This window comes from Prolixibacter denitrificans (genome assembly GCF_003014495.1).
GTDB classification, from domain to species: Bacteria; Bacteroidota; Bacteroidia; order Bacteroidales; family Prolixibacteraceae; genus Prolixibacter; species Prolixibacter denitrificans.
In genome coordinates this window covers 267,073-286,383 of sequence record NZ_PYGC01000001.1, presented here as the reverse complement: position 1 = coordinate 286,383, position 19,311 = coordinate 267,073, and the positions used below count along the sequence as shown (strand labels likewise).

General features: G+C 44.8%; 19 protein-coding genes. 8 read left to right on the top strand and 11 right to left on the bottom strand.

Annotated features, from left to right (window positions below; all coding sequences use genetic code 11):
• Positions 1–81 precede the first annotated feature (81 nt).
• The 6 genes from CLV93_RS01315 to CLV93_RS01290 all read left to right on the top strand — a co-directional run bounded on the left by CLV93_RS01315 (position 82) and on the right by CLV93_RS01290 (position 7,776).
• Complete coding sequence (locus CLV93_RS01315) at positions 82–345, top strand: type B 50S ribosomal protein L31 (protein WP_106540367.1); 264 nt, start codon at positions 82–84, stop codon at positions 343–345.
• A gap of 177 nt (positions 346–522) precedes the next feature.
• The gene (lon, locus tag CLV93_RS01310) at positions 523–2,994 is read left to right on the top strand and encodes an endopeptidase La (RefSeq protein WP_246187173.1); all 2,472 of its coding nucleotides are present in this window, start codon (positions 523–525) and stop codon (positions 2,992–2,994) included.
• A 204-nt stretch (positions 2,995–3,198) separates the two neighbouring features.
• Positions 3,199–4,311: an AI-2E family transporter gene (locus CLV93_RS01305; protein WP_106540365.1), complete on the top strand. Its 1,113-nt coding sequence runs from the start codon at positions 3,199–3,201 to the stop codon at positions 4,309–4,311.
• 522 nt (positions 4,312–4,833) lie between these two features.
• Positions 4,834–5,046 carry a DUF4492 domain-containing protein gene (locus CLV93_RS01300; RefSeq protein ID WP_106540364.1) on the top strand — a complete coding sequence of 71 codons (213 nt, stop codon included), beginning with the start codon at positions 4,834–4,836 and terminating at the stop codon, positions 5,044–5,046.
• Positions 5,047–5,071: 25 nt separating this feature from the next.
• Positions 5,072–6,637, top strand: a complete 1,566-nt coding sequence (locus tag CLV93_RS01295) for a cytochrome ubiquinol oxidase subunit I (protein ID WP_106540363.1) — start codon at positions 5,072–5,074, stop codon at positions 6,635–6,637.
• A 14-nt stretch (positions 6,638–6,651) separates the two neighbouring features.
• Positions 6,652–7,776, top strand: coding sequence for a cytochrome d ubiquinol oxidase subunit II (locus CLV93_RS01290; RefSeq protein ID WP_228488744.1), 1,125 nt, complete (start codon positions 6,652–6,654; stop codon positions 7,774–7,776).
• A gap of 325 nt (positions 7,777–8,101) precedes the next feature.
• On the opposite strand, the gene CLV93_RS01285 is transcribed toward CLV93_RS01290, so the two are convergent.
• Genes CLV93_RS01285 through rsfS form a run of 7 tightly spaced genes read right to left on the bottom strand, consistent with a single transcriptional unit; the run spans position 8,102 to position 13,741 of the window.
• Positions 8,102–8,836 (bottom strand): CDP-alcohol phosphatidyltransferase family protein, encoded by a 735-nt coding sequence (locus CLV93_RS01285; RefSeq protein WP_106540361.1) that lies wholly within the window; start codon positions 8,834–8,836, stop codon positions 8,102–8,104.
• Positions 8,837–8,859: 23 nt separating this feature from the next.
• Positions 8,860–9,513 carry a phosphatidylserine decarboxylase family protein gene (locus CLV93_RS01280; protein WP_106540360.1) on the bottom strand — a complete coding sequence of 218 codons (654 nt, stop codon included), beginning with the start codon at positions 9,511–9,513 and terminating at the stop codon, positions 8,860–8,862.
• A gap of 42 nt (positions 9,514–9,555) precedes the next feature.
• Positions 9,556–10,380 (bottom strand): phosphatidate cytidylyltransferase, encoded by an 825-nt coding sequence (locus CLV93_RS01275; protein WP_106540359.1) that lies wholly within the window; start codon positions 10,378–10,380, stop codon positions 9,556–9,558.
• Positions 10,377–10,592 carry a putative signal transducing protein gene (locus CLV93_RS01270; protein WP_106540358.1) on the bottom strand — a complete coding sequence of 72 codons (216 nt, stop codon included), beginning with the start codon at positions 10,590–10,592 and terminating at the stop codon, positions 10,377–10,379. Before CLV93_RS01270 ends, CLV93_RS01275 begins: the two co-directional genes overlap by 4 nt.
• 18 nt (positions 10,593–10,610) lie before the next feature.
• Positions 10,611–11,264 (bottom strand): LutC/YkgG family protein, encoded by a 654-nt coding sequence (locus CLV93_RS01265; protein ID WP_106540357.1) that lies wholly within the window; start codon positions 11,262–11,264, stop codon positions 10,611–10,613.
• Position 11,265: 1 nt separating this feature from the next.
• Positions 11,266–13,356: an ATP-dependent zinc metalloprotease FtsH gene (gene ftsH / locus CLV93_RS01260; protein WP_106540795.1), complete on the bottom strand. Its 2,091-nt coding sequence runs from the start codon at positions 13,354–13,356 to the stop codon at positions 11,266–11,268.
• 7 nt (positions 13,357–13,363) lie between these two features.
• Entirely contained in the window at positions 13,364–13,741 is a 378-nt protein-coding gene (rsfS, locus tag CLV93_RS01255) for a ribosome silencing factor (protein WP_106540356.1), read from the bottom strand.
• 116 nt (positions 13,742–13,857) lie between these two features.
• On the opposite strand from rsfS, the gene CLV93_RS01250 reads away from it, so the two are divergent.
• Entirely contained in the window at positions 13,858–14,604 is a 747-nt protein-coding gene (locus CLV93_RS01250; RefSeq protein ID WP_106540355.1) for a biotin--[acetyl-CoA-carboxylase] ligase, read from the top strand.
• Here the strand turns inward: CLV93_RS01250 and CLV93_RS01245 are convergent, their stop codons facing one another.
• From CLV93_RS01245 to coaD, 4 genes are all read right to left on the bottom strand, one after another.
• Positions 14,605–15,096, bottom strand: a complete 492-nt coding sequence (locus tag CLV93_RS01245) for a polyketide cyclase (RefSeq protein ID WP_106540354.1) — start codon at positions 15,094–15,096, stop codon at positions 14,605–14,607.
• 78 nt (positions 15,097–15,174) lie between these two features.
• Complete coding sequence (pyrE, locus tag CLV93_RS01240) at positions 15,175–15,807, bottom strand: orotate phosphoribosyltransferase (protein ID WP_106540353.1); 633 nt, start codon at positions 15,805–15,807, stop codon at positions 15,175–15,177.
• 120 nt (positions 15,808–15,927) lie between these two features.
• Positions 15,928–17,364, bottom strand: coding sequence for a TlpA family protein disulfide reductase (locus CLV93_RS01235; RefSeq protein WP_170108835.1), 1,437 nt, complete (start codon positions 17,362–17,364; stop codon positions 15,928–15,930).
• Between the two features lie 4 nt (positions 17,365–17,368).
• A complete protein-coding gene (gene coaD, locus CLV93_RS01230; RefSeq protein WP_106540351.1) occupies positions 17,369–17,857 on the bottom strand; it encodes a pantetheine-phosphate adenylyltransferase in 489 nt (162 codons plus the stop codon).
• A gap of 170 nt (positions 17,858–18,027) precedes the next feature.
• Between coaD and CLV93_RS01225 the strand changes: the two genes are divergently transcribed.
• A complete protein-coding gene (locus CLV93_RS01225; RefSeq protein ID WP_106540350.1) occupies positions 18,028–19,272 on the top strand; it encodes a GTPase in 1,245 nt (414 codons plus the stop codon).
• Positions 19,273–19,311: the final 39 nt, after the last annotated feature.

Below are 19,311 nucleotides of genomic sequence, written 5' to 3'. Positions count from 1 at the left end.
GCAGATTTCTGAACTATATATATCTTTGCAAACCGTTTGGGAAAGTAAGAAATTCAGAATAAGATATTAAACGAGGAAAAAATGAAAAAGGGAATACATCCGGAAAATTATCGACTGGTGGTCTTCAAGGATATGTCCAACGGACATACATTCATCACCAAATCGGCTGCCCCTTCACGGGAAAATATTGAAGTTGACGGTGTAGAGTATCCATTGATCAAACTGGAAATCTCTAGTACCTCTCACCCTTTCTATACTGGTAAAATGAAGTTGGTCGACACCGCTGGACGTGTTGATAAGTTCATGAATCGTTACCAGAAGCACATGGATAAGAGAAAAAAGTAATCGACTTTTAGTATATGAAGAAAGCCTCGTAAATCATTACGGGGCTTTTTTTGTTGTGATAATCACTTTCCCACTGTAATTCGGCTGGAGAAATCGGCAGCGAAGTAAAATATGGAGGTTTGGCATAGGAATTGACCTGTTAACCTACAGCTTGTGAAAACGAAAAACAACGACAAAATGTCATTAGAGAGATTATACATGAAACGAAATAATCAAAAACATAAATTCGTATTTAGCAGTTTGATGGAGGACCAGGGAGAATTCATACCAATTATTGCCGATGGTGATGAGTCGGACTTTAAATCGGTGGAGGTGCCGGAAAGTCTGCCAATATTGCCGCTTCGGAATGCCGTTTTGTTTCCGGGCGTAGTGATGCCCATTACGGTTGGGCGTCAGAAGTCGCTGAAACTCATCCGCGATGTGTATGCCGGCGATAAGTTGCTGGGAACGGTTACCCAGAAAGACGGTAAGGTAGAAGAGCCGCAGACAGAAGATTTGTATCCGGTAGGTACCATGGCAGAAATTCTGAAAATTCTGGAGATGCCCGATGGTACCACTTCCATTATCATTCAGGGAAAGAGACGAATTAAGGTCGCCGGCGTTACAGAGCAACTGCCGTACCTGAAAGCACTGGTTCATCCTCATGACGAATATGAACTGGAAAGTGATGATTCTGAATTCGCAGTGGTGCTCGAATCGTTGAAGGATTTGTCGCTCAAGTTGATGAAATATACCGGCAATGTGCCGCCTGAAGCGCAGTTTGCCATCAAAAATATCGAAAGTCCGACCTTTCTGATCAACTTCATTTGTAACAATGTTGAGCTGGAAGCGCACGAAAAGCAGGATCTCCTGGAAGAAAATGACATTCGCAGTCGTGGAAATCAATTGATGGGGCTGTTGGTTCGTGAGGTTCAGGTGATGGAGTTGAAGAAGGATATTCAACGTAAGGTGAAAGTTGATTTGGATCAACAACAGCGGGAGTATCTGCTTCATCAGCAAATAAAGACTATCCAGGATGAGCTTGGCGGCAACCCGATTGAAAAAGAGATTGAGGAGTTGAAGAAGCGGGGCGCCGAGATGAAGTGGGATGAAGAAATGGCAGGCTTCTTCGAAAAGGAGGTGGAGAAGTTGAATCGGATGAATCCGGCCGCCGGAGAATATTCCATCCAGGTTGGTTACCTCGAAACATTGCTCGACCTCCCATGGAACGAATACACCGAAGATAACTTTGACTTACAGCGAGCTGAAAAAGTACTGGATGAAGACCACTATGGTTTGGAGAAGGTGAAGGAACGTATTCTGGAACATCTCGCTGTTCTTAAATTGAAGGGCGACATGAAATCGCCTATCGTTTGTCTTTACGGGCCTCCCGGGGTAGGTAAAACGTCGTTGGGTAAGTCTATCGCTCGTTCGCTGGGGCGGAAATACATCCGGATGAGTTTAGGAGGTCTGCATGATGAAGCAGAAATTCGGGGCCACCGGAAAACATACATTGGCGCTATGCCGGGCCGAATTATTCAGAATCTAAAAAAAGCCGGTTCCGCCAATCCTGTTTTTATTCTCGATGAGATTGACAAAGTCTCGCAGGATTTTCACGGCGATCCGGCTTCGGCATTGCTGGAAGTTTTGGACCCGGAACAGAATTCTGAGTTTCACGACAACTACCTGGACGTTGACTTCGACCTTTCGCGTGTGATGTTTATTGCTACCGCGAATACGCTCAGCACTATTCAGCCCGCACTTCGCGACCGGATGGAGTTGATTGATGTGAGCGGTTACCTGGTTGAGGAGAAGACTGAAATTGCCAAAAGGCACCTCGTTCCGCGTCAGCTGAAAAATCATGGAATGAAAAAGGGAAGCCTGACGTTCCCGAAAGAAGTGTTGGCGAAGGTGATTGAAAATTATACCCGCGAGTCCGGCGTTCGCGAACTCGATAAGCAGTTGGCAAAAATTGTTCGTCGCATAGCACGGAAAGAAGCTTTTGGTGAAAAATATAACAAGAAACTCAAAGTTGAGGATGTCAGGGAATATCTTGGCGTACCAATTTACACCCGCGAAACATACGAAGGAAACGAGTTTGCAGGAGTAGTTACCGGCTTAGCCTGGACGGCAGTCGGTGGTGAAATTCTCTACGTTGAAACCAGTCTGAGCAAAGGGAAAGGGCGCTTCACGTTAACCGGAAATCTCGGTGAAGTGATGAAGGAGTCGGCTACCATTGCGCTGGAATACCTTCGTTCACATGCGCCCGATTTGGGCATGACACCTGAGGCGTTCGAGAAGTGGGACGTTCATGTCCATGTTCCGGAAGGCGCTATTCCGAAGGACGGTCCTTCGGCAGGAGTTACCATGGCTACATCGCTGGCATCGGCCTTTACGCAGCGAAAGGTAAAACGCAACCTGGCTATGACCGGGGAGATTACCTTGCGTGGAAAAGTATTGCCGGTAGGCGGTATAAAAGAAAAAATACTGGCAGCGAAAAGGGCCGGTATAAAGGAAATCATCTTATCACGGCAGAACGAGAAGGATCTGGAAGAGATCAAGCCCATTTACATTAAGGGATTGAAGTTCCATTTTGTCGATACCGTACTGGATGTTCTGGATATCGCATTATTAAAACAAAAAGTGAATAATCCACTAAGAATTAGATAGTGAAAACGGGAAGCGATTCCTGTAAATTCTTTGTTCGATTGAAAAGAAAAGGAACTGTCCGTTTGGGGCAGTTCTTTTTTTTTGTGTTAGGTGGTTGGTGTCCGCGCGGTATCCGGAATGATAACAGCGAATTGGGATAAATTGAATTACTGATGTAAAACGAGCAACTAATTTGTATTTTTGTTTATCCGAAATGCTAAATATATGAACCAGCGAACCCGCAATGTCATCCTGTTCGTCGGGATTAGTATCCTGATTTTTCTGTTATTCTATTTTAGAAATATTGTAGCCTACATCCTGATTGCAGCTGTGCTTTCGCTCATCGGAAGACCTTTAATGCGGGCTATTCAGCGTATCTCAATTAAAAAAAAGCATCTCGGAAAAACGAGTAGCGCACTGATTACACTTCTGATCATGTTGGCTGCCACCATTGGGTTTCTGGCGGCTTTAATTCCGTTGGTGGCAATGGAGATAAAGGATTTGTCAGCCATCGATGTCACTTCGGTGGTGGATTATCTCGATGTGGCTTTTGCGCATCTTTCAAACAAGCTTCCGCATTTTGTTGCCGACAGCGGAGCTGATTCTGGAATGCAGGAGTACATCCAGGAGCAATTGGCGAACATGTTAAACCTGGGTCAGGTTACCAATTTGTTCTCTTCGGTTGCCGGCACGTTGGGCAACCTGTTTCTCATGTTTTTTTCGGTCTCCTTCATTCTGTTTTTCTTTTTAAAGGAAGAGCAGTTGTTCAGTCACATTATTCTGGTTTTTGTTTCCAGCAAATATGAGACGAAAGCCAAGCACGTAATGACTTCTATCAACCACCTGCTGAAGCGATATTTTATCGGTATTATATTCGAGGTGTTAGGAGTTATGATATTGGATACCATCGGATTTTCGGTCATCGGTTTGGGCTTTAATCACGGATTGGTTGTGGCGGTTTTTGCCGGTGTCATGAATGTTATCCCATACATTGGACCATGGATTGGAGGAGCTTTCGGTGTCCTGGTCGCTATTGCAACACACCTCGACGACAGTTTTCCGGATGTGGCTTTACCGCTGATATTGCTGGTACTGTTGGTGGTGGTTATTGTTCAGGTAATCGATAACGTGGTATTTCAGCCGGTTATCTATTCCAACAGTGTCAGGGCACATCCGCTGGAGATCTTCCTGGTGATACTGATGGCGGGAAGTTTTGCAGGAATTGCCGGAATGATATTGGCTATCCCGGTTTATACCGTTCTTCGCGTTATTGCCCACGAGTTCCTTTCGCAGTTCCGGTTGGTACGCGAACTTACCTCTAAAATGACAGATGATTAGTCTTTTCGGTATAAAAGTTAATTTTTATCATGTTTATTATATCTGTAAGATAGATGTGCTTCTTTCAGTAACAAAGTTCATTACCCTCTTTGGTGCCATCAAAAGGTGTCGTAAAACATGATGGACCGGGAGCGGATATTGTTTCAATGCTTTTATCTTAAGCCCCGGTAATCAAATGTTGGCAGACATTGCTGTACCTAAACGGAATATAATGTTACATAATATTCAAATTCCCTATTCAGATTCTTTAAATGAAACGGACATGAACTGATTTAATCAAAAGTTCGCCAAAGGCAATGATTAAAAAAAGTTCATGTGAGAGCGAAGCGGTTCCATAGGTTCTCAAATTTAGAATTAAATGATGGACCATAATTATAAATTTTAAACGTATGAAAAACTAATACATTTTAATGTTGAGGATCTTCATTGGTTATGTCCTTATTCAGAATGAAACCAAGTAAACAACTCCCAATTTCTTTTGTTAAGTGGTTAGTTGTTTATCGCGCATAATGTTTGCACACAATGAAAATTTTGAAGAAAATCGCCCACTTTTATTATGAAGGCTTCAGGCAGATGACATGGGGGAAAAGTCTCTGGGTAATCATTTTAATAAAACTTTTTGTGATGTTTTTTGTGCTCAAGCTGTTTTTCTTCCCCGATTTGCTCAAGCAGAATTTTAAGACGGATAAGGAACGGGGAGATTACGTTATTGAGAATCTGACCAATATCAAATAATCAATTAATCAAATAATCGTAAAACATGAATGAATTACTTGATCTATCCTTGGTTGACTGGTCGAGGGCCCAATTTGCCCTCACGGCGATGTACCATTGGTTGTTCGTGCCGCTGACACTCGGGATTACGTTTATTCTGGCGATCATGGAGACTATCTATGTAAAGACCGGAAATCCTGAGTGGAAAAAAATTACCAAATTCTGGATGAAAGTATTCGGGATTAATTTTGCCATTGGTGTGGCAACCGGAATTATTTTGGAATTTGAATTTGGAACCAACTGGTCAACTTACTCCTGGTTTGTAGGCGACATCTTTGGCGCTCCTTTGGCCATCGAAGGTATCATGGCCTTTTTTATGGAGTCGACCTTTATTGCTGTGATGTTTTTCGGTTGGGAAAAGGTGAGCAAAAGGTTTCACCTTGTATCTACCTGGCTAACTGCATTAGGGGCCAATCTCTCGGCATTGTGGATATTGGTTGCCAATGGCTGGATGCAATTCCCGGTAGGAATGCAGTTTAACCCGGATACGGCCAGGAATGAAATGGTCAATTTCTGGGATGTGTTTCTCTCCCCTGTAGCGACCAGCAAATTTTTGCACACCATCTTTTCCGGATTTGAACTGGCATCCATTTTTGTCATTGGTATCTCTGCCTGGTACATTCTAAAAAAGAGAGAAGTTATTTTTGCCCGGAAAAGTATCCTGGTTTCAGCTGTTTTCGGTCTGATCAGCTCCGTTTTTGTGATTGGTTTCGGTCATTTCTCAACACAGCAGGTAGCCTACCACCAGCCTATGAAACTGGCTGCCATGGAAGGTCTTTACCAAGGTAAGAATGGTCCCGGCCTGATTGCTATGGGAGTACTTTCTACCAAACAATCTGATCCTGAATATAAGCAACTGAAGAATTTCCTTTTTAGGGTCGAAATTCCCAGGGGCCTTTCTCTTCTCGCGTATTTTAATACCACCCAGTTTATGCCAGGAATTAAAGATTTACTGAATGGAAATAGTGAACACAATATTTTATCGGCCCCTGAAAAGATTGTCCGGGGGAAGGAGGCCATCCAGCTTTTGAAGGATTATAAGATGGCTCTGGACAACGGGAACGCTGATGAGGCTACTCAGTTACGGGCAAAATTTATGTCTGACGATTTCCAGAAGAATTACTTCAAATATTTCGGGTATGGATATCTTAAGAGCCCAACTGATTTGATTCCCAGTATTCCTATGGTATTCTATAGTTTCCGCATCATGGTAATGTTGGGGACTTATTTTGTTTTCTTCTTCTTGTTTGCCTTTCTATGGGTTACCAGAGGCACACTCGATAAGAAGAAATGGTTCCTTCGGTTGGCAATTATTACCATGCCGCTGGCTTACATAGCCTCGATGTCAGGTTGGACATTGGCCGAGGTTGGCCGTCAGCCTTGGGTAATTCAGGATCTGTTGCCAACGGTGGCAGCTGTGTCGCATATCGATGCGAGCGCTGTTCAGGTAACTTTCTGGCTGTTTGCCTTTGTATTCACGCTGCTGTTGATTGCCGAGGTGAAAATTATGGCGAAACAAATTAAAATCGGACCTAAAGACGGAGGACACTAACCATGTTTGAATCAATGAGTTATTTAACCCTCCAGCACTATTGGTGGGCCATCATATCACTTTTAGCTGCGTTACTTGTTTTCCTGATGTTTGTTCAGGGAGGCCAGACGCTGATTTACCGGCTGGGAAAAACCAGCAACGAGCGTACCATGATTGTCAACGCGCTTGGTCGCAAGTGGGAGTTTACGTTTACCACGCTGGTAACTTTCGGCGGGGCACTTTTCGCTTCGTTCCCGCTTTTCTATTCTACCAGCTTTGGCGGAGCCTACTGGGCCTGGATGGCCTTGTTATTTGCCTTTATCATTCAGGCTGTTTCGTATGAATTTCGGAGCCGGCCAAGTAATTTCCTGGGCAAGCGCACTTTCGACGTGTTCCTGTTTGTTAACGGATTGCTGGGAACCGTGCTCCTTGGCGTGGTAGTTGGAACATTCTTCAACGGAGCCAACTTCTCGGTTAGCAACATGAACCTATCGCAATGGGAAAATCCGGCACACGGCCTGGAAGCTGTTTTGACATTCAGCAACGTGGCATTGGGACTTGCAATATTTTTCCTGGCAAGAGTTCTGTCCCTTCTGTATTTCATGAACAGCATCGACCACGAAACTATTTTTCGGAATGCCAAGAAACAGTTGCTGTATAATACCATTCCATTTTTGGTATTCTTCCTCTACTTCGTGGTTCGTTTGCTTCTCATTAAAGGTTTTGCTTACGACCCCAAAACGTTTGAGGTATCGATGGAGCCATACAAGTACCTGCACAACTTTCTGCAGATGCCGGTAGTACTGATTATCTTCCTTGTTGGTGTAGTCGGGGTGCTTTGGGGCATCATCAGTTCGCTGTTGAAAGACAAAACCAATGGAATCTGGTACGCCGGGATCGGAACAGTGCTCACCATATTTGCCCTGATGTTGGTTGCCGGTTACAATAACACCTGCTGCTATCCGTCGAATTTCGATTTGCAATCGTCGTTGACCATTGTAAATAGTTCATCATCGAAATATACCCTGACAGTGATGAGTTACGTTTCGTTGATGCTTCCTTTTGTACTGGCATATATTTGGTATGCCTGGAAAGCCATTAACCGCGAGAAAATCACCGAATCGGAAATTACCGGCGAGGGCGAAGGTCATGTTTATTAAACCCAAAAATTTTAGTTTATGTATTTGGAATCGATATTATGGTTGTTAAGCTGGCCGATACTTATCTACATCAGCTTGAAAGCAGTGCAGTATGCGCTCAAAAAATATGAGCATAAACTGGAGGAGGAATAATCCGGTTTGTATAAAATTATTCAAGGGCTGTCTTTGCGAAGATGGCCCTTTTTAGTTTGCAGAATTATTTATGAGGGAACAATAGGTAAGTAGCTTATTCCTGCTTTCGGGGGAAAGATTTTACGGAAATAACTGTTCGGCATAAAAGGGAATGAAACAACTTTCCTACAGGTAAAGAAACCAGCAATGAAGCTCAAACAGACTTCTTCAGGCTAAGGGTGAAAGAGATAAGGATATACAATAAAATGGAAAGCGTGATGCCATAGAAGCTGAAGAAATAGGTAAGCACAAGAACCATTAGCAGGAACAGGTAGCGTACCTGGTTACCACTCCATTTCAGGTTCTTAATCTTCAGTGAAAACATGGGTATTTCGGAAACGAGCAACAGCGACATCACTATCGTGAAAAAAAACAAACTGTAAGGCGAGAGCAGTATCCCGTCTAATACAGGCCTGTTTCCGTTTTCGGCAATCAGCGCCAGCGAAGCAAAAAAGATAGCATTGGCAGGTGTTGGCAACCCGATAAATGAGGTTGTTTGACGGTCATCGATATTGAATTTCGCCAGCCGCAACCCTGACATTACCGGTATAAAGAATGCGCTGAGTAAGAATACCCAGGTCAGCCATCCACCCGATGTCCCCACTAATGAAGATACATTACCAAATAGCGCGTATTTCTGTAAGGTCAGCACCATCATTCCGGGAGCCAGTCCGAATGATATCATATCAGCCAGTGAGTCCAGCTCTTTCCCGATAGGAGAATATGTTTTCAGTAAGCGGGCACTCATTCCGTCGAAAAAGTCAAATACGGCGGCCAGAAACATCGTCAGCACGGCCAGGTTAATGTGCCCTTCGAGGGCAAACATAACAGAAAGACTACCACTGACAATATTAAGCGAAGTAACAAAATTCGGAATGTGTTTTCGCATGATTACCTGAGCTTTTTGACGCGTTATTTCAGTTTAGCCAGAACGGTTTGACTTCCGGTAACGGCTTCGCACATGTCGGCTGTTATTTCAGTGCCAACAGGTAGGAACAGATCCACTCGGGAACCGAATTTAATGAAACCGAGTTCACCTCCTTGATCCATCGTGTCACCTTCTTTGGCGTAGGTAACAACCCTTTTGGCCATGGCGCCGGCAATTTGCCGGACCAAAATTTCGGTACCATCTTCCATTTGAATAACGGTTGTGGTCCGTTCATTATCGGTTGATGATTTCGGCAGGTATGCCGACATGTATCGTCCTTTGTGATGCTTTACGTATTTAATTTTCCCGGCAACGGGTAACCAGTTAGCATGCACATTGAACAGTGACATGAAAACGGAAACCTGTAATCTCCGATCCTGAAAATATTCCGTTTCAGTGGTTTCCTCAATGGCTACAATCAGTCCGTCCGCCGGAGCCAGAATGGTTTTGTTCCCACGATTAATTTCCCGGTCGGGATATCGGAAAAAACGAATGGTAAATACAAGTACCGACGTTGAAATCAACAACATAAACGCGAAGAAATAAGGTTCTCCACTTTCCCATACGAGGCCGTTCAGTAACGCCCAAATCAGCACTGCTACTGCAATAATGGCATAGCCTTCTTTGTGTATTCTCATGGTTGGTCTTAAACGTGCTGGGCAAATTTACGTAAATATTGTTCAGCGAAGAAATACAAGAATAAAATATACCATAGGAATAGCTGTTAGAATGCTATCAAAACGGTCGAGCAGGCCACCGTGTCCCGGCATAAAACTTCCCGAATCTTTTACCCCTAAGCTTCTTTTAAACATGGATTCAATGAGGTCGCCGAAGGTACCGGCCACCACGGTAATAGCTGCAATAATGGCCAGCGGGAAGAAACTATACTGTTCCCAGAACTGAGCCAGCATAGCTGCCACAATAATGGCGGCTGCCAGTCCGCCGAAGAAACCTTCCCACGATTTTTTGGGAGAAATACGTTCGAACAGCCGGTGTTTCCCAAATTGCGAACCAATCAGGTAGGCGCCTGAATCGTTGGCCCAAATGAAAAACAGAAGGCTGAGCAATATTTTAGGCTCATAGGTGTAACCCATTCCTCTGGGAAATACAAAGAAGTTGAGTAGGGCAAATGGAACCGAAATGTATATCACCCCAATGGCCGTATAGGCAATATTCCGGAAAGGCATTTCCATGGATTTATTGCGATAAAGTTCGGCAATAAACAGGGAAAGCATTAGAGGGATCAACGTTAAAAGCCATGCTTCCGACAAGGCTCCCCGCGCGACAAAAAAGGATACCAAAAAAAGAACAATGCCGGCAAATATTCCAAGTTTCTGATGAGGGACCGCACCGGATTTGGCCAACAAATCGTAAAATTCTTTCAATGTAAAACTACTAATGAAAACAAATAACAGGGAAAAGGTATAGGGGCTTATCCAGGTTGCCCCGATAAGCACAGCTACAAACATAGTTCCCCAAAGAGTACGGACTTTAAGATCGTTCAATTTTCCCCGCTTTTCAGATTTTTAACGATGTCCAGCGCTTGCTCTTCATCTTCTTCGCGGACATAAACTTCGATGTCGCCAAAAGTAGTAAAAGTTGAATCTTTATGATTCATGATAAGCGCTTCAATTCCGCTTTCTTCGAGCAGGTCTTTGGCCATCTGAGCCTTAAAGTCCTGTCCGGTCATGAAAATTTGTTTCCATCCTTTTTCCATAACAATCCCTTTTTTTGTTTATTTATATTCCGTTAGCAAAACATGCACCGCTTTGGGACCATGTGCGCCCATTACCAATGTTTTCTCAATATCGGCTGTTCGGCTGGGGCCTGCAATATGCGTTATCTGCGACGGAAGGTTTTCACCGTATTGCTCTTCCATTTTGATAAGTGCCTCTTCCAGTGTTCTGACAAGTTGATTAGGGCTGGCCATAACCATGTGCACGGCGGGAAAGAAATGTAGCTTTCGTCCGCTGGCGCTACCCGAATGTACTAATACTCCTCCGGTTTCGGCAATCAACCATTCGCAACCGGTTAAAGCTGCCTTCGTTTCCGGAAAACGCTGCATTTCGGAAGATACTTCTAAACCGGCATCTTTCAAAATTTCCCGAAGGCCTTTATCGCGGCAAAAAACAAACGGCCAACGGTATTCTTCCTTAAGCCCTTTTAGTTGGGCAAGCAGTTCGTCACGGCTTTTTGCCAGATGAAAATGGCCTTGTATTTTTTCCAGTTCTTGCTGAAACTGTTCCGATAAATGCAGGTTAGAAACGGGAAAAACCGGAGAGGGCTCTTCCTGCGCCTTTCCGGTTATTCCGTTTTGTTTGCTTTTCTGCCTGAAGGCAGAATTTTTTATCCGGTCGAGTATTTGTTCCCTGGCACCGGGATTTTTCATGTTATGCTGATTCTTTGTTATCCTTTGGCGAATCTTTCGGCGAAGTAGTTGGAGGCGAAGTCAGCGGCTTATTTTCGCTGTTGTCTGCCATAGGAACTTCGATCTTTTTTTCCGGTCCCTTCTGCGGGTCCCACGGACGGGGTCCAAAAATCGCTTCCAAATCTTCCGAAAAGATAACCTCACGTTCCAGTAATTTTTCAGCTAGTTGCTTATGTCCTTCAGCGTTGTCGGCTAGAATCTTCCGCGCTCGCTGATATTGAACATCGATCAGATCTTTTATCTCATGATCAATCAGTTCAGCCGTATGTTCGCTATAAGGTTTGTTGAAACTGTAATCCGATTGACCTGTAGAGTCATAGAAGCTTACATTTCCTACTGCATCACTCATTCCGAAATAGCAGACCATGGCGTACGTCGTTTTGTAGACTTTCTCCAGGTCATTTTGTGCACCGGAGGAGATAGTACCAAATACGTTTTCTTCTGCAGCCCGGCCACCTAGTGTCGCACAAACTTCGTCCAGCATCTGTTCGCGGGTCGTAATTTGTCTTTCTTCCGGGAGATACCATGCTGCACCTAATGCTTTTCCACGGGGTACAATGGTTACTTTCACGAGCGGATGCGCGTGTTCCAGTAACCAACTAACGGTAGCGTGTCCCGCTTCGTGGTATGCAATCGTTGCCTTTTCGCTGGGCGATATAATTTTATTCTTTTTCTCCAGTCCTCCGATAATCCGGTCAACGGCATCGAGGAAGTCCTGTTTCTGTACGGTCTCCTTCTTACGGCGTGCTGCAATCAAAGCAGCCTCGTTACACACGTTGGCGATATCGGCACCCGAGAATCCGGGTGTTTGCTTGGCGAGGAAGCTAACGTCCACATCTTCGCCTTTTCGTAATGGTTTCAGGTGTACCTGGAAGATTTCACCCCGTTCGTTGATATCCGGCAATTCTACATGAATCTGGCGGTCGAAACGTCCGGCACGCATCAGTGCGCGGTCGAGAATATCGGCGCGGTTGGTCGCTGCCAGAATGATAACTCCGGAGTTGGTGTCAAAACCATCCATTTCAGTCAGCAACTGGTTCAGCGTATTTTCGCGTTCATCGTTGGAGCCCATATTGGGATTTCGTCCACGGGCACGTCCTATTGCGTCAATCTCATCGATGAAGACGATACACGGAGCCTTCTCTTTAGCTTGTTTAAACAGGTCACGTACACGCGACGCACCAACCCCCACGAACATTTCGACAAAGTCGGAACCTGACATGGAGAAGAAGGGAACATTGGCTTCACCGGCTACGGCACGGGCCAGCAAGGTTTTCCCGGTCCCGGGAGGTCCAACCAGTAACGCCCCTTTCGGGATTTTTCCTCCCAGCTTGGTGTATCGGCCGGGGTTCCTCAGGAATTCCACAATTTCCTCGATTTCCTGTTTCGCTTCGGCGAGTCCGGCAACATCTTTGAAAGTTGTGCTGACATGAGAATCTTTGTCAAAAACTTTTGCCTGCGATTTCCCGACATTGAAGATATTCGAACCCGCGCCGCCTCCGGCACCACGGCTCATTCGGCGGAAAATCCACCACCAGATACCGATCAGCAACAAAATGGGCAGTATCCAGCTCATCACTTCCATGAAAATGTCCCGTCGTGTTTCGTAGGTCAGAATTACCTGATCCTTTTCGGGAAGATCTGCTTGAACTTGTTTCAGGTTTTGCTCGAATGTGTCGACTGAACCGATGATAAAGTAAAACTGAGGCCCTGCCTGACTGGGAGTGCCGAAACCCTGGTCGAATTTCGATTTGTATTTTTCATAAGCGCTATCTTTCAGGAATATTTCAGCCCTCTCGCGGTTAACGACCACTATTTTCTTAATGTCACCATTCTTCAGCATGGTGTTTTTCACTTCTCGCCAATTGGTTTCGACAGGAGAACCACCCGAACGAAAATACTGAAGCGCAATGAAGATCAGGATAATAATCCCGTAAACATAAATGGGATTAAACTTAGGGTTAAAGCGACCTTTTCCACCGCCACCTTGCGGCTTTTTATTGTTATTCGGCGTGCCCGATCCGCTATTCTTTTTGATGTTATTATCAGCCATATAAAGTTCAACTTTCTGATTCAATTTGTATAATCCGGGCATCGGCCCATAGTTCTTCCAGATCATAAAACCTTCGGTACTGTTCCTGGAAAACATGCACCATCACATCGCCATAGTCGAGCAAAATCCATTGAGCATTTTGATATCCATCTTTATGCCAAACCCTGGTATTTTCAATTTCCTCGACGGTTTCTTCAACTGAATGGGCAATCGAATCGGTGTGGGTATTGGAATTACCGTGGCAAATAATGAAATTGTCACATTCCGTATTACCCAATTTTTTCATGTCAATATTTATGATATCGAGGCCTTTCTTGCGGCGTATTCCTTCAACAATTGCCTCGATAAGATGTTCGGAATCGCTGTTCCGGGTCTTATTCACCATGTATTGAATTTAAAATTACAAAGATAATTTTTTTAACCAGATCGCTGTAAAATTGCGATTTTGTTAAGTTATTGAAAAATTGGTTGCCATCTTTACACTCAAAATGTAATTACGATATGCGCACAATCATTGGCAACCAGATGGAACATCTGAGCCGGACAGACTCGACCAATAACTATGCCAGCAGACAACTCATGACAAAACGTCTGCCGGAAGGAATTGTTTACTCAACTTCAGTTCAGGAGAAGGGAAGGGGACAGGTAAATCAGCACTGGGAAAGCGAGCCTGGAAAAAACATTACCATGAGTGTTGTGCTTTACCCGGATTTTGTCCCCATCCTTAGCCAGTTTCTCATCTCAAAAGCCGTTGCGCTCGCTGTTTCCGATTTTGTGAGCGCTTACGTATCCGATGTGCACATTAAATGGCCCAACGATATTTACGTAGGGAAAAAGAAAATTGCCGGAATTCTGATCGAAAATTCATTGCGCGAAGGAACTATCGCTTCGAGCATTGTAGGCATCGGGTTAAACATTAACCAGCGGGAGTTTCTCAGCGATGCGCCTAATCCGGTTTCCTTATCATTGTTGACAGATAAAGAATTTTTATTGGATGAATGTCTGGAAGAACTCTGCGATCGGTTGGACGACTGGTATATGCAGTTGAAGATTGGTGAGGTACAGAAAATCAACAGAGCGTATGAGGAGCGGTTATTCCGGATGAACGAGTGGGCGCCTTACCATGCCGGAGACGAAGAGTTCGAAGGTAGAATTACCGGTGTAGACGAAATCGGGCGTTTGGTTGTTGAAAGACGCGACGGGACCAAACAACAATTCCACCTGAAGGAGGTGGAATTTATCATTTGATTACGATTCGATTTCGCCCGACGAGTCTCCGTTCAAATCAAACGGTATGCGGCTGATAGCTTCCGCCATTTTATCGATGCCGTCTTTTAGATGTTTGTTCACCATCATCTTAATCATCGGGTTCAGATCGGCATGGAGCGTAAGCCGTAGCTTACAAGAGCTATCATCGACCGGGACAAGTTGAATCCAGAAATAAAACTGGAAAGGAACGGTTCCGTCGCCCGTTAGTTTGATACTCTTTTCCGGTTCGCGCTCGACAATTTTCATTCCCACTTTCCCGATAGGACTGATTTTAAAAGAACAATTATCGGGGGTTGCCTCAAAATCCTCGATGTTAATTTCCGGAGCATTGGGTATCTGCTCGCGTACTTTTTCAATGTTTTCAGGTTTTAGCAGTGGTTTCAGATTCTCCAGATTCGAGAGTTTCTGGTAAACAACTCCTTGCTCATACGCAACGGTTTTTACCTCGCTCACATATTTTTCTGTTCCCATGGTATTTGTCTTGGTTAAATAAAAAGCCGGGCATTGATAACGAGTGCCCGGCTGCAAAAATAGAATTATATCGTTTGATTATCGTCCCCAGTGAGCCGGATCTTGTCTCCAGCGGTTCAGATTTTCCAGTTGACTGTCGGTAATTTCGCCCGATTCGTGTGCTACTTTCAGCAGCAGGTTGTAATTGCTGAGCGGAGTCAGTTCAACGTTGGCTTCTTTGAATTTATCAGCGGCAATCGAGAAGTTGTATGAAAAGATGGACAGCATTCCCAGCACGTCGGCGCCATAGTTGCGCAAAGCGGCTACGGCATTCAGGGAACTTAATCCAGTGGAAACCAAATCCTCGATGACAATAACTTTCTTGCTTGGCTGCAGATCGCCTTCGATGAGGTTTTCCAGACCGTGATCTTTCGGCTTCGAGCGAACATACACAAATGGCAGGCCCAACTCTTCGGCAACCAATGCTCCGTGAGCAATCGCTCCCGTAGCTACACCGGCGACTACTTCAGCTTCCGGATATTTCTCTTTAATGAGTTTGGCAAATTGCTGATAAATAAATTTGCGGGTTTCCGGGTACGACAACACCTTGCGGTTGTCACAATAAATCGGTGCTTTCCAGCCCGATGCCCATGTGAAAGGTGTTTCCGGAGATATTTTAATGGTGTTTATTGCGAGTAATCGTTTGGCGACCTCGATTTGTAGAGCTTCCATAGCGGTAGTTGATTTTTGTTTTCATGCAAAATTAACAAGATTTTTTAAGTAGACCGATTAAAAGTGCTGGACGAAATCAACTTAAGAAAACGATCATCTTGCATAAGTGTTTCCCTAACACTACTTGTTGGAAGGGGAAGAAGCAGCTCTTTTTCGCTGATTCTCGGTGCTCCGGAAAACCCGGACAAAGGCAGCCTGAAATCCCCTGGAAACAGCCGGCGCCGGCGATAGCAGCAATTTTTCGTCAGGACCTATCAAATAATAGGTTGGAAAATCTTTCACTCGGTAAGCATCGGCCAGTTTTTGGTTACCCGAAGCATCCAGGAGGGGCCAGGTGTAACCATTCTTTTCCCACAACTGTTTGGCGGTGTCGAAATTGTCGCCCATGGAAACCGAAACTACCGTGAGGACCTGATGAAAACGCTGCTGAACATTTTTCAGCAATTTCAAATCCTGCAGGCTTTCATTGTTATCGGTGCTGAAGAAGTTCAGGTACACATACCTACCGTGAAAAGAACTCAACGCGGTTTCCTTGCCTGTATTGTTTTTCAGGCTAAACGAAGGAGCTTCACTTCCGGTCATCGTTTCCGTGAGATGTTTCGTGATGTCTTTGGCCAGGTTCCGGTATTCGGCATTCGTCGCTTCTGTTTCAGCGTGTTTCAATGTGCGTAGAACACCTTCCTTTTCGAAGAAGGAAGAATAAAAACCATCGTTCAGACCTTTCAGAATAGCCAGTTCAGCAAACGATGTATCGTATCCTTTTCCTGTGAAGAAATCCAGCAGACCTTTCCAGTTGCCGCTGTCTACCAATGGTGTTACCTTTTCAAAATCGACCGATTGCGCTTTCTTTTTCAGGAAATTGGTAAACATCGTCCGGAACAGTTCCTGGTATTTGGCATTTCCCAATTCCACCGGTCGGGTAGCAAAATATTTCATGGCGACGGCATCCGGGTTTCGTTGACTGGCGTCATATTCGAGTCCGGCGTAGTAGTACTCTTTCGTTACATTGAAATAAGAAGATTTCGTATCCGGAAAAGCCTTTTCGAGTTTAGTGATGATTTCGCCGGCAACCCGTTGCGAGCCATCGTGATAAATGTCGTTTACATTTTGGTTGATTTCGTGGGTGAGCTCTTCGACAAACTCCCGTATCCTGAAATTGATATCGGTTTTCGGACGGTTTTTCAGGCCCAACCAATAAGGAATGGGTTTGAAATACGGGCTTTTCTTTTGCGAATCAGTCAGAGGAACATATTTCGGAAGGATGACTTGATACTCCTGGCCGGGTTCTACGACTAAAACTCCCTGGTATTTATCGAGATTGCAATAAACCTGTTTCGTCCGGGAAAGAGAGAAGGAAAGTGAAAAGCTCCCGTCTTCTTTGATTGTTGTAGAAGCCAGTGGAACATCCTGGTACAAAACCGGATCGGGGTGATAGTAAAACGTAACCTTCTTCCCGGCATAATCCGGGGCAACTCCGTTGATATTTACTTCCGATGCATTGGCTTGCAAGGCCAGACTAAGTCCGGCCAGAACGATAAAAAACAATCTTTTAATCATCAACTCACGATTCTTCCTGTTCGGTATAAAATTCCTGAATATCCAATTGTTTGGGAAGGAACATGCTGGCGTCTCCACCATGGCGGAGAATATCGCGCACAATGGTCGAAGTGATTGGTGTATGCTCCGGAGTGGTTAAGAGGAAAACGGTTTCAATTTCCGGATGCATCTTCTTGTTGACCTGTGCGATGGCACGTTCGTACTCGAAGTCAGCAGCGGTACGCAATCCGCGCAGAATGTACTGGGCATGAACTTTCCGGCAGTAATCAACAGTCAGGCCTTCAAATTTTCCAACACTGACTTTCGGCTCATTTTCAAAAACCTTCTTGATCCACTCTTTGCGCTTGGCCAGCGGATAAAACGGCTTTTTATTCGAGTTATAACCAATCATGATAATGATTTGATCGAAAAGTGGAATGGCACGTCTGACGATGGATTCGTGCCCAATGGTGAAAGGGTCGAAAGAGCCCGGGAAAATTGCGATTCTTTCCATTGATTGCTGTTTGAGTATTACAAAACTAAAAAGAATTTCGGGAAAGCCTCCATTTTATTGGAAAGGTGGCTTATTTCAGTTTTCCGGCCCGTTTTCCTGAATCACAAGAAAAAAGTTTCCTAAATTGGCGGGAAGAGAAAATAATCGTAACCAAATAGAAATCAATAACCATGCTTGTCGAACGCGATCACATTGGCATTTTCGGTAAGATGAATTCGGGGAAAAGTACCTTGATGAACCTGTTGACACAGCAGGAAACCTCGATTGTCGATTCAACACCGGGAACTACAGCCGATACCAAAATAACGTTACAGGAAATTCACGGAATGGGGCCGGTGAAGCTCTTCGATACAGCCGGTTTGGATGAAGGAACCGGACTCGGCGAAAAGAAGAAGAAGAAAGTTTTATCCACGCTAAAGGAATGCGATCTGGTTCTCTTGATCATCGATCCATCTACCGATGAGTTCGAAACAGAGGCGCTGGTGTTGGAAGAAGCACGCCAGTTGGACAAACAGCTGTTGGTCATTTACAACCTGTTTCAGGCGGTCGATGAAGAGAAAATTGCCAACGTGGAGAGGGAATTGCCCTACATTCAGTTTCATCATAAACTAAGAATAACAGCCAACAACCCGGCATTCCGGCAACCGTTGCTGGAGTTTATCCTCGGTAATTTCGAGTCGAAGAATCAGCAACTGGAGCTTCTTCCTTTTGTGGAAAAAGACCAGTTTTATATCCTGAATATTCCGATGGACGAGGAAACCCCGCCGGGACGGTATTTGCGTCCGCAGGCGATGGCGGAAGAATACATCACAAGGCACTGGGCCTTTCCGGTTTCCTATAGGATGGATTTAGGGAAAGCGCGTAGCGGAGATCCTTCCGAACGAAAACGCTGGGATGATTTTTTGGGCAGTTTGCAACGTCGTCCAAAAGCCATTGTCACCGATTCGCAGGCAATGGACATCATGAAGGATTGGGCGCCGGATGACATGCTGCTGACGACTTTCTCCATCATGATGATTAATTATGTTAGTCGGGGCAAACTAAATGGATTTCACGAAGGAATCAATGCGCTGGAGCACATCAAGGCCGGCGACCGGATATTGATCGCCGAGGCCTGTAATCACTCCCGGATTAAAGAGGACATTGGGATTGTGCAAATTCCAAGATACATTCAGCAGCATTTCCCAGGGGTGGAAGTGGAGCATAACTTCGGACGAGAGTTTCAGGAAAACAAAGAGTTGGAGAAATACAGTCTGGTTATTCATTGTGGAGGCTGCATGATTAGTGGCCAAAAAATGCAGGCACGCATCCGTGATTTGGAAGCCATCGGTATTCCATTCACCAACTACGGAATTTTCCTTTCCTATATTCAGGGACGGAAAAGTCTGGACCGGGTGATGGTTCCGTGGAGATAATGGTAGATATTGAGAGAATATTTGAGCAGGAGCAAGCAA

What these genes read in the sequence shown, in the direction of transcription:
- CLV93_RS01315 (WP_106540367.1), top strand. Translation starts at nt 82, where the DNA reads ATGAAAAAGGGAATACATCCGGAAAATTATCGACTGGTGGTCTTCAAG.
- lon (WP_246187173.1), top strand. Translation starts at nt 523, where the DNA reads ATGTCATTAGAGAGATTATACATGAAACGAAATAATCAAAAACATAAA.
- CLV93_RS01290 (WP_228488744.1), top strand. Translation starts at nt 6,652, where the DNA reads ATGAGTTATTTAACCCTCCAGCACTATTGGTGGGCCATCATATCACTT.
- CLV93_RS01280 (WP_106540360.1), bottom strand. Translation starts at nt 9,513, where the DNA reads ATGAGAATACACAAAGAAGGCTATGCCATTATTGCAGTAGCAGTGCTG.
- CLV93_RS01295 (WP_106540363.1), top strand. Translation starts at nt 5,072, where the DNA reads ATGAATGAATTACTTGATCTATCCTTGGTTGACTGGTCGAGGGCCCAA.
- CLV93_RS01300 (WP_106540364.1), top strand. Translation starts at nt 4,834, where the DNA reads ATGAAAATTTTGAAGAAAATCGCCCACTTTTATTATGAAGGCTTCAGG.
- CLV93_RS01250 (WP_106540355.1), top strand. Translation starts at nt 13,858, where the DNA reads ATGCGCACAATCATTGGCAACCAGATGGAACATCTGAGCCGGACAGAC.
- CLV93_RS01270 (WP_106540358.1), bottom strand. Translation starts at nt 10,592, where the DNA reads ATGGAAAAAGGATGGAAACAAATTTTCATGACCGGACAGGACTTTAAG.
- CLV93_RS01235 (WP_170108835.1), bottom strand. Translation starts at nt 17,364, where the DNA reads ATGATTAAAAGATTGTTTTTTATCGTTCTGGCCGGACTTAGTCTGGCC.
- rsfS (WP_106540356.1), bottom strand. Translation starts at nt 13,741, where the DNA reads ATGGTGAATAAGACCCGGAACAGCGATTCCGAACATCTTATCGAGGCA.
- ftsH (WP_106540795.1), bottom strand. Translation starts at nt 13,356, where the DNA reads ATGGCTGATAATAACATCAAAAAGAATAGCGGATCGGGCACGCCGAAT.
- CLV93_RS01265 (WP_106540357.1), bottom strand. Translation starts at nt 11,264, where the DNA reads ATGAAAAATCCCGGTGCCAGGGAACAAATACTCGACCGGATAAAAAAT.
- coaD (WP_106540351.1), bottom strand. Translation starts at nt 17,857, where the DNA reads ATGGAAAGAATCGCAATTTTCCCGGGCTCTTTCGACCCTTTCACCATT.
- CLV93_RS01305 (WP_106540365.1), top strand. Translation starts at nt 3,199, where the DNA reads ATGAACCAGCGAACCCGCAATGTCATCCTGTTCGTCGGGATTAGTATC.
- CLV93_RS01285 (WP_106540361.1), bottom strand. Translation starts at nt 8,836, where the DNA reads ATGCGAAAACACATTCCGAATTTTGTTACTTCGCTTAATATTGTCAGT.
- CLV93_RS01245 (WP_106540354.1), bottom strand. Translation starts at nt 15,096, where the DNA reads ATGGGAACAGAAAAATATGTGAGCGAGGTAAAAACCGTTGCGTATGAG.
- CLV93_RS01225 (WP_106540350.1), top strand. Translation starts at nt 18,028, where the DNA reads ATGCTTGTCGAACGCGATCACATTGGCATTTTCGGTAAGATGAATTCG.
- pyrE (WP_106540353.1), bottom strand. Translation starts at nt 15,807, where the DNA reads ATGGAAGCTCTACAAATCGAGGTCGCCAAACGATTACTCGCAATAAAC.